The following is a 9335-nucleotide window of genomic DNA, read 5'->3' on the forward strand; positions in this document are numbered from 1 at the left end:
CTTCTGCAAGGGAAAACCGCAAACAAAGCCCTTTGTTCTGGATAGCCACGGCAAATAGTCTGTCCAGGGTTGAAAGCAGCAGCTCCAGATTAACCGGGCTCTGGCGGAAGACCTGCTCACCGATTTCAAGACGGGAGGTCTCTAAAATGTTATCAATCATTTCCAGCATCGAAAATAGGGCGTTTTTGGCTTCCCTGGCCATCTTTGGATCATAAGCCTGGTCAATCTCGCTCAATTGCAGTGCCCCAAGAATAATGTTGAGCGGTGTTCGCAGTTCGTGACTAACCGTGTTTAAAAAACGCATCTTGGCACGATTGGCACACTCCGCGGCCTCCCGTGCTGCCAGCAGTTCCTGTTCCCTTTGCTTCAAATCCCGGTTGGCCTGTTCCAGATCTGCCATCTTCTTTTCCAGCTTACGGAACAACGCCTCATTGTACTCCTTGAGGATTGATTCTTCAGCAGCCGGCGGATCGACAACCGGGCGGGATTCGGTCAGTACCTGGTTAATAATCTCCATCAGGGCTGCTGGTTCCTGTGGTTTGATCACAAACCGATCAGCCCCAAGACTTAAGGCAAGGGCCTCATCCTTGGCCGTGGTAAAGGTGGCGGTGTAGAAGATGAACGGGATCTGCTTCAACTGTTCATCCGCCTTCAGTTCACGGCAGAGGGCATAGCCATCCATGACCGGCATCAGGATATCGCTGATAATCAGATCAGGGTGATTAGCATGAGCCAGCTCCAATGCTTGTGCACCATCTTCCGCAGCATCCACCTGATCAAAACCATTGCCTTTCAGCAGCACCTCAAGAAAATAGAGATTTTCACTATGATCATCAATAATCAGTGCACGTTTCATGTCTTTAGTCCTTGGGCAAATGTTGTTCAACCTGTTGTATAAAAGTATCAGGGTTGATCGGTTTTTCAATGTAGCCGTTACAGCCGACTGCCATTGCCTTGTCCCGATCTCCGGCCATGGCGTAGGAGGTAACCGCCACAATCGGCGTTGCCGCAAGATCGGGGTTGTTGCGCAGATTGCGGGCCACAGTATAGCCATCCATTTTAGGGAGCTGAATATCCAGCAGGATCAGGTCCGGTTTTTCTGCTGCTGCCTTATCAATCCCCTCCTGCCCGTCAGTGGCAGGGCTGACGCTATAGCCATGTTTCTCCAGCAAAAACGTCACCAGATACATATTCTGCTCGTTATCTTCGATATACAAAATACGTTTTCCCATCGTTGTTTATCCTTTCCCTTCCAAGCTATCATGGTCAGCAAACTGTTGGGCGATCTCTCTAAAAACATCCTGCACCGTTAAAAAAGCAGCTACCAGTTCCGGGTCAAAATGACTGCCGCTACTATCCTGTATAATCTGTACCACCTGCTCATGGGGGAGCCCCTTGCGGTAGACCCTGTCGCTGATCAGCGCATCATAGACATCGGCAAGGGCCATCAGGCGGGAATAGATCGATATGGCCGTACCTGCCAGACCATCAGGATAGCCGCTGCCATCCCATTTTTCCTGATGATGCCGGATAATCTCCTTGGCAATCTGCAGGTATTCGACATTGGTACCCAGCGACCGCTCAGCATGCTCTATGGCCTCCACGCCAATGGTGGTGTGGGTCTTCATGATCTCAAACTCTTCCTGACTCAGTTGCCCCGGCTTTAAAAGTATCCGGTCCGCCACCCCCACCTTGCCGATATCATGCAGCGGGGCAAGCTTGAACAATAGCTCAATTTTCTGGTCAGTCAGATCAGCTGCAAAGCGCGGTTCTCCCTTAAGCTGCTGGGCAAGTAACCGGACATACTGCTGGGTACGACGCAGATGGTTGCCAGTGGCGCTGTCGCGGGTCTCGGCCAGGGAGGCCAGGGCCAGGATGGTTACCTCCTGGATTGCCCGTACCTCATTGGTCCGTCGGTTCACCTCTTGTTCAAGGAACTGGTTCTTGTCACGCAGAAAATCTGACGCCTTTTTCAGGACAAGGTGGTTTTTGATCCGCTCCAGTGTAATAGCAGGATTAAACGGTTTGGTGATGTAATCAACCGCCCCCAGTGCAAGCCCCTGTTGCTCATCTTCCGCCTCAATCCGGGCGGTCAGAAAGATCACCGGAATTTCACGGGTGGCAGGGTCAGCCTTCAACTGCCGACAGACCTCATAGCCATCCATTTCCGGCATCATGATATCCAACAGGACCAGATCCGGCGGTTGGGGTGAACGGCAGATCCTGAGTGCCTGTTCACCGTTGCCTGCCACCTTGACCAGATACTGTTCTTTCAGCATCGAGCCCAACAGTAGTACGTTGTTGGGAATATCATCTACCACCAGCAACGTGTGGCGATCAGCAACAGGGGCTGACGAGATCCCCACACGATTACTATGTGGATGCGACCGCCTACCCTGTTCCAGCAGGACCACGGCAGTATCAAAATCAAAGCGTTGTATCGCCCCGGCCACCAGCTGAAAGTTGTGTGGCAGAACCTCTTGAATGGCCTGTTTCTGCGCTTCAAACTGTTCAACTGCCTCCAGTGTCGCAGTTTTAAGCGACTCAATCAGGCGTGTAAGATCCAATTCAGGCGGTGTCTGTTGCGGTGCTGGTACCACTGCTGCTGGGGGCGCAACATTCGGGACAGCGGCTGCAGAGTTAACCGTTGCCTGATGGCTTTGATGCCGTTCCTGCTGATCAGCAGCCTGTATCGGCAGCGTAAACCAGAAGGTACTTCCCACGCCAATGGTGCTGCGGGCCCCCACGGTGCCTCCCATCAGTTCAGCCAGCAGTTTGCAGATCGAAAGCCCCAGACCGGTGCCCTCATACTTGCGGTTCAGGCCGGTGTCAATCTGTCGGAACGGCTTGAACAGACCAGCCAGATTATCCTCCTGGATGCCGATGCCGGTATCACTAACCGTGGTCAGATAACGGCCATCTTCGCAGTTGCAGGCAACATGAATCCCGCCCTGCTCCGTAAATTTAATCGCATTACTGAGCAGGTTCAGTAAAATCTGCTCCACCCGCCGCAGATCGCTGGTCACCTCCCCCACATCCGGGGCGATATCAACGGACAGATCAAGCCCCTTCTTCTCTGCCAGGGGGCGCACTGTCTGAACCACTTTAAGCACTGAATCCTTCAAGTTAAACGGCTCATGGGCCACTTCCAACTGTCCCGCCTCTATCTTGGATATATCCAGTACGTCGCTAATCAGTGACAGCAGATGGTTGGCGCTGTTCTTGACCATGCCCAACTGCTTGGTCTGCTCTGCATTGACCGGCCCGCCCAGGCCCTGTAGCAGGATGCCGGTAAAACCGATGATTGAATTGAGCGGGGTACGCAACTCGTGGGACATGGTGGCCAGAAAGGCAGACTTGCTCTGATCAGCGCTTTCAGCCCGTTCCTTGGCAAGGGCCAGTGCATGTATCGCATCTTCAAGCTGCCTGGTACGGGATGCGACCCGATCTTCAAGATGGCTGTTCAGCTCACGCAGGTTGGTCTCGCTTAGCCGCAATGCCTCGGTGCGGGCATTTACCTGATTTCTTAAAACAAAACTTCCTGCCAGACTCATCAGCAGCGCAACAGCAGCCATGGCAAGGCTTAGTTGCAGCCAGACCGGCAGCCTGAACTGCACCTCTTCAGAGGTCCAATGCTTCATAACGGTATAATAGATGGATTGAGGATCCTTTTTCAGTTCGGCAAGATGTCGGTCAATGCTCTCCAGCAGCTGCATTGATCCGTTACGGGGAGTGGCAAAAAAGAACGGGGCCGGGTCAAACATAATCGGTGTATCTTCAAGCCCTGCCTTGCGTGCATTCCGCAACCCGTAAAAGCGGTTGGTAAGTCCGGCATCGGCCTTGCCTGCAGCGATCATCTCAAATTCAGTTTTGTAGTCTGGAACCGGCACAAGGTCTATTTTCAACCCGAAGCTGTGTGCCATACGGGTAAAGGTTTCAAGCTGGATTGTTTTTTCAAGGGCGGCAACCCGTTTGCCGTTCAAATCCAGAATAGACTGAATACCACTGCCTTTGCGGGCATAGACCTGCGACCAGCCGGTTAAAACAGGTGTTTTGTGAAACAGGAACCGTTTTTCCCGCTCTGCGGTGTAGGCCACGTCAGGCATCAGATCAAGCTCGCCCTTTTCAAGCCGTTCAAGCCCTTCTGCCCAGCTGCCTCGTACATACTGCAGTTTCCAGCCTTCTTGCCCTGCGATATGTTCAAGAATTTCAATAAAAATCCCGGTGGGCTTGCCGGTGTTCGTGGTAAAGATCTTCGGCTCGTTTTCATAAACCCCGACCCGCACCGTGATCTCTTCAGCAGCAACATAATGCGGTATACACCATCCCGCCAGCAGCAGACAGAGCAGTGCAGGCCAGACACCAAAGCCATACCAGCGGGAAAGCGGAATATAGCTCTGTAACGATCTCATACGGTTGGTTCCTGTTTAATCGGCAACCTGAAGCCGAGCGTGCTCCCTTTGTCCGGTTCACTCTCCAGCCAGATACTGCCCCCCATCAGTTCTACCAACTTTTTACAGATTGACAACCCCAGGCCGGTACCTTCGTACTTGCGACTTAAACCGGTATCAACCTGATAGAACGGCTTGAATAAGCGCTTCGCCTGCTCAGGCTCAATGCCGATGCCGGTATCAGCCACGGTCACGATATACTCGTGAGCTTCTCTGACCGCCCGCACGGTGATCCTGCCCTGCTCGGTAAACTTGAGCGCATTGGACAGCAGGTTCAAAAGCACCTGTTCCACCCGCCGTTCGTCACTGGTAATGCCGTCCAGATCATCAGCAATGACAACCTCAAGTTGAAGCCCCTTCTTTTCTGCCAGCGGCTGAATCGTCTGGGTTACCTTGCGGATTGATTCTGCAAGATCAAACGGTGCAGCTAGCACGTTAAGCTGCCCGGCCTCTATCTTGGAAATATCCAGTACATCGCTGATCAACGAGAGCAGATGGCTGGCACTATTCTTAACCATGGTCAGCTGTTTGGTCTGCTCTGCATTGATCGGTCCGCCCAGCCCCTGCAGCAGGATGCCGGTAAAACCGATGATGGAGTTGAGCGGCGTGCGTAGCTCATGGGACATGGTGGCCAGAAAGGCAGACTTGATCTGATCAGCCATTTCTGCCCGCTCTTTGGCTTGCGAGAGGGATAGCATGGCCGTTTCAAGCTGACTGGTACGTTCGTTAACACGCTCCTCAAGATGGTTGTTTAGCTCCTTCAGGCTGGTTTCACTGAAGACAAGTTCTGCAGTACGCTCAACCACAAGCTTTTCCAGTCTCTGGTGCTGCGTGGTCAAGGTACGAAAATACAAGCCCAGCAGTATGCTTAACAACAGGCCGGATGGCAGCAGCAGCCAGTAGGCCAGCGGATAGTTGCTTGCCATATAGGCCTGATTGGGCGTCATGACCAGTGCCCATTCCCGTCCGCAAAAAGAGAAGTTTCTTGTGGTGGCAGGCAAATCAGGAAACAGAATGGAACACCATGAACCGTCTCCATTCAGACGTGCTGCCCAATGATGAAGTAACTGACGTTCCTTTGGAGCAGACAGATCAAGCAGATCAAAGGGCAGGCCGATTGATGCTGTTTTCCCCAGTGAAGCAGCAAGCAGTTTTTCCATGTTCAGCACCACCACGGTAAACCCCTGCAATGCCTGACGCCGCTCTGCTACTGTTTCAACCGGCATTCCCTTGACATAAAGCGGGTTAAAGACCAGCACACTATATTTGGGCTGGCCATCCTGCACCAGCATGATCCGTTCCGTTGCCGTTGGCTTGCCTGTGTCCCGCGCCTGTTCCAGGGCTGCCCGCCGTACCGGATCTGAGCCCACATCAAAACCGATTGCCTTGCGGTTATCAACCATCGGCTCAATATACCAGACCGGGTAATAGGCATCACGGGCGGCTGCAGAAATCAGCTGCCGCTTGCTGTCCCGTTCAGTGATACCAAGCTGTGCAATCTGCTCTCTGCGGCCCTGTTCCTCAAAATGTCCCCGCTGATCACTGGCAACTTTAAGATTCCAGGAAAGCGCTTTGATCTCGTTACGTTCTTGTAAAAACGGAAGCGTATAATCAGCAAAATCCTTACGCGTAACTTCATCTGAGGCAGCAATAAAATTGCGTAAGGCGATCACCACCAGCTGAGTGTTATCAATCTTGTTCACAATGGTGTCGGCGCGCAACACAACATCGCTTTCCAGACGGGTCTTGAAGGAAGCCAGCTCCGACTGCCTGACCAACCAGAACAGCACAACCGTCAACACCAGACCGGACAGCACCACAACAGGCACGCTCCAATGAAAGCCATGGGGCATCAGATTTTTTGTACCGGACTGTTTATTACTCATCCGTGCTCTCCCCTGACAGCATCAGACCCTTGTGTGCCACTATCCGGGTCTGCATTTTGAACGTCCTTTGTGACCGGCAGCCTGAAGCCAAAGATGCTGCCCCTGCCCGGCTGGCTTTCCAGCCAGATGCTGCCCCCCATCAACTCCACCAGTTTCTTGCAGATGGACAGTCCCAGGCCGGTGCCTTCGTACTTGCGGGTCAGGCCGGTGTCAATCTGATAGAACGGCTTGAATAGACGTTCGGCCTGGTCTGTGTCGATACCGATGCCGGTATCAGCCACGGTCAGAATATATTCTTGCGCCTCTCTGTACGCCCGCACCGAAATCCTGCCCTGCTCGGTAAATTTGAGCGCATTGGACAAAAGATTCAAAAGCACCTGTTCCACTCGACGCTCGTCACTGATGATGCCAGCCACCTCATCAGCAATCACAAGTTCCAGTTGCAGCCCTTTCTTTTCTGCCAGTGGCAGAATGCTCTGGGTCACTTTTCTTACCGACTCTGCAAAATTAAACGGAGCTGCAGCTACATTCAACTGGCCTGCTTCAATCTTGGAGATATCCAGTACATCGCTGATCAACGACAACAAATGATTGGCACTATTCTTGACCATCCCTAACTGTTTTGTCTGCTCTGCGTTAACCGGTCCGCCCAACCCCTGTAGCAGGATGCCGGTAAAACCGATGATGGAGTTGAGCGGCGTGCGCAGCTCATGGGACATGGTGGCTAGAAAGGCCGATTTAAGCTGGTCGGCTGCCACAGCCCGCTCCTTGGCATCCTCCAGTTCTGCTGCTTTGCGAATCCGTTCTTCCAGCAACAGTTCAAGTCGTTCCTGCTGTTCATGCAGCTGTTTTTCAGCTGCCATACGGATCTGTATTTCCTGTTTCAAGCGCCGGTTCCAGAACCAAAACAGCCCGATTACCACGAGAGCACCAACCAGAATTTTCCAGATCAAAGAATAATCATGCTGCTGCGAAACCCACCTGCCGGCAATTGCCCGTTCCTCTTCCACCGTCAGCGAGGCCAGGGCCTTGTCGAGAATAGAAACCAGCTGCGGATTTTTTTGGGCAACACCAAACTGCAGGATTGAACGCGTTTCAGCCAGACTTCCCATCAGTACCAGATTGTTCAGCAACTCTTTTTCAATCAGATAGATCGCCACCGCCCGGTTGCCGACATAAGCATCTGCCACGCCACGACTGACCGCATCCAGTGCAGCTGCAGTGGACTCATATTCCTGGATACATACTGTGGGGAAATTATTTTTAAAGTAGGTGATAGTATGAAAGCCCTTTTCCAGGGCAACAGCTTTACCTGCAAGATCCTGTTCAACCTTGAAGGAATCGGTTCCTTTACGGCCTACAATAACGTGGGGAATCACCATATACGGCTTGGTAAAGGAGTATAGCTTTTCCCGATCAGGTCGTTGGGTTATATCCATCAGGCCGTCAAGCTGGCCGTTCTGTACCTGTTCCTGATTCTGCTTGAACGGTCCGGGCACCAGCACAATCCCATTGTTCAGCCTCTTGTTCAGGGCCTTTACATAATCAACGCCGATGCCCTGGGGAGTACCGTTTTTATCCACAAAGTTCAGCGGAGGCCAGGCATCCATCATGCCGATCTGAATGCGGGGATGGCTTTTCAGCCAAGCTTGTTCAGCAGGGGTCAGGCGCAACGTGCTTTCAACCGCAGTTGCGGCAAGGTTGCCCACGGACAACAGCAGGATAAGTAGACAGAACAAACAGTAGGTGGCTACATTACGCATCAGCTGGTCCCCCCCTGCACAACTGCTGTTCATGTACTTTCAGTATCTCATCGATCAGTTCATTAACCAGTACCGGTTTGGCCAGATAGCCATCAAAGCCCATTGCAAGATACTTTTCCCGATCATCTTTCAGGGCGTAGGCGGTCAGTGCGATCACCGGCAGATGTTGGTTGATTCCTGCCTCCTGTTCTCTGAGAATTTTCAGCGCCTCATCACCGTTCATCACCGGCATTTTAATATCCATCAACACCAGATCAAATTGCCCCGTCACCAAGGCATCCAGAGCATGCTTGCCGTTTTCAGCCACGGTCACGTGGTAGCCGATCTTTGTCAAAAGCGCCTTGCTGAAGGTGATGTTAATCTGATTATCCTCCACCAGCAGAATCTTCTGGAAAGCAACTCCCTTCAAATGTGCCGGGGTTTCTACCTGGTGGCCGGTTTGCAGTCTAACAGCGGCAATCGACAGGGGAATCCGCAGGTAAAAGGTGCTTCCACCACCCTCCCGGCTCTCCACACGAATACTGGCTCCCATCAGTTCTGCCAGACGGCGACAGATGGTCAAACCAAGCCCGGTGCCGCCAAAGCGGCGGGTAGTAGAACTGTCAGCCTGGCTGAACGGTTCAAAAATCTGCTCCTGCAGATTAAACGGGATGCCGATGCCGGTATCCTGCACCACGATATCCAGCAACAGGACAGATTCTCGCTGCTCAACCAGATTAACCGCTACCGTGATACCGCCGCTTTCAGTAAATTTAATGGCATTGCCTAGCAGGTTAAGCAGGATCTGCTTGATCCGCAACTGATCACCTATCAATGCATCGGGCAGATCAGGCGGAATAATGATTTTACAGGAAAGGCCCTTGTCACTGATCCGTTTCCTCTGAAAACTGACCAGCTCACTGATGCAGTTGCGAAGGCTGAAAATATCCAGGGTAATGTCAAGTTTTTCTGCTTCTATTTTGGAGAGGTCAAGGATGTCGTTAATCAGCGTTAACAGGTTGTTACTTGATACAGTAATAGCCTCAAGATACTCCTTCTGCTCGTCAGTCAATTCGGTAAATTCAAGCAACTGACTCATGCCGATGATACCGTTCATCGGGGTACGGATTTCATGGCTCATGTTGGCCAGAAACTGGCTCTTGGCACGGCTGGCAGATTCTGCAGCCTGTTTGGCTTTACGTAATTCATCCTCAATATTTTTGTACTCAGTGACATCAAAAAACTCAATCACCCGG

Annotated in this window: 6 protein-coding genes; all 6 read right to left on the bottom strand. The window is 52.2% G+C overall.

The window, feature by feature from the left end; translation table 11 throughout:
• A partial coding sequence (locus OEL57_RS10305; protein ID WP_300740343.1) for an ATP-binding response regulator occupies positions 1 to 856 on the bottom strand: 856 nt, incomplete at its 3' end.
• Positions 857 to 860: 4 nt separating this feature from the next.
• Complete coding sequence (locus OEL57_RS10310; protein ID WP_300740345.1) at positions 861 to 1232, bottom strand: response regulator; 372 nt, start codon at positions 1230 to 1232, stop codon at positions 861 to 863.
• A gap of 6 nt (positions 1233 to 1238) precedes the next feature.
• Complete coding sequence (locus OEL57_RS17065) at positions 1239 to 4412, bottom strand: HD domain-containing phosphohydrolase (RefSeq protein WP_300740347.1); 3174 nt, start codon at positions 4410 to 4412, stop codon at positions 1239 to 1241.
• Entirely contained in the window at positions 4409 to 6337 is a 1929-nt protein-coding gene (locus tag OEL57_RS10320) for a CHASE domain-containing sensor histidine kinase (protein WP_300740348.1), read from the bottom strand. Before OEL57_RS10320 ends, OEL57_RS17065 begins: the two co-directional genes overlap by 4 nt.
• On the bottom strand, positions 6334 to 8100 hold the full coding sequence (locus tag OEL57_RS10325) for an ATP-binding protein (protein WP_300740349.1): 1767 nt from the start codon (positions 8098 to 8100) through the stop codon (positions 6334 to 6336). Before OEL57_RS10325 ends, OEL57_RS10320 begins: the two co-directional genes overlap by 4 nt.
• The coding region (locus OEL57_RS10330) for an ATP-binding protein (protein ID WP_300740350.1) at positions 8093 to 9335 on the bottom strand (1243 nt) is incomplete at its 5' end. The genes OEL57_RS10330 and OEL57_RS10325, both read right to left, overlap by 8 nt.

It is taken from the genome of Trichlorobacter sp., from assembly GCF_030247655.1.
Taxonomy (GTDB): domain Bacteria; phylum Desulfobacterota; class Desulfuromonadia; order Geobacterales; family Pseudopelobacteraceae; genus Trichlorobacter.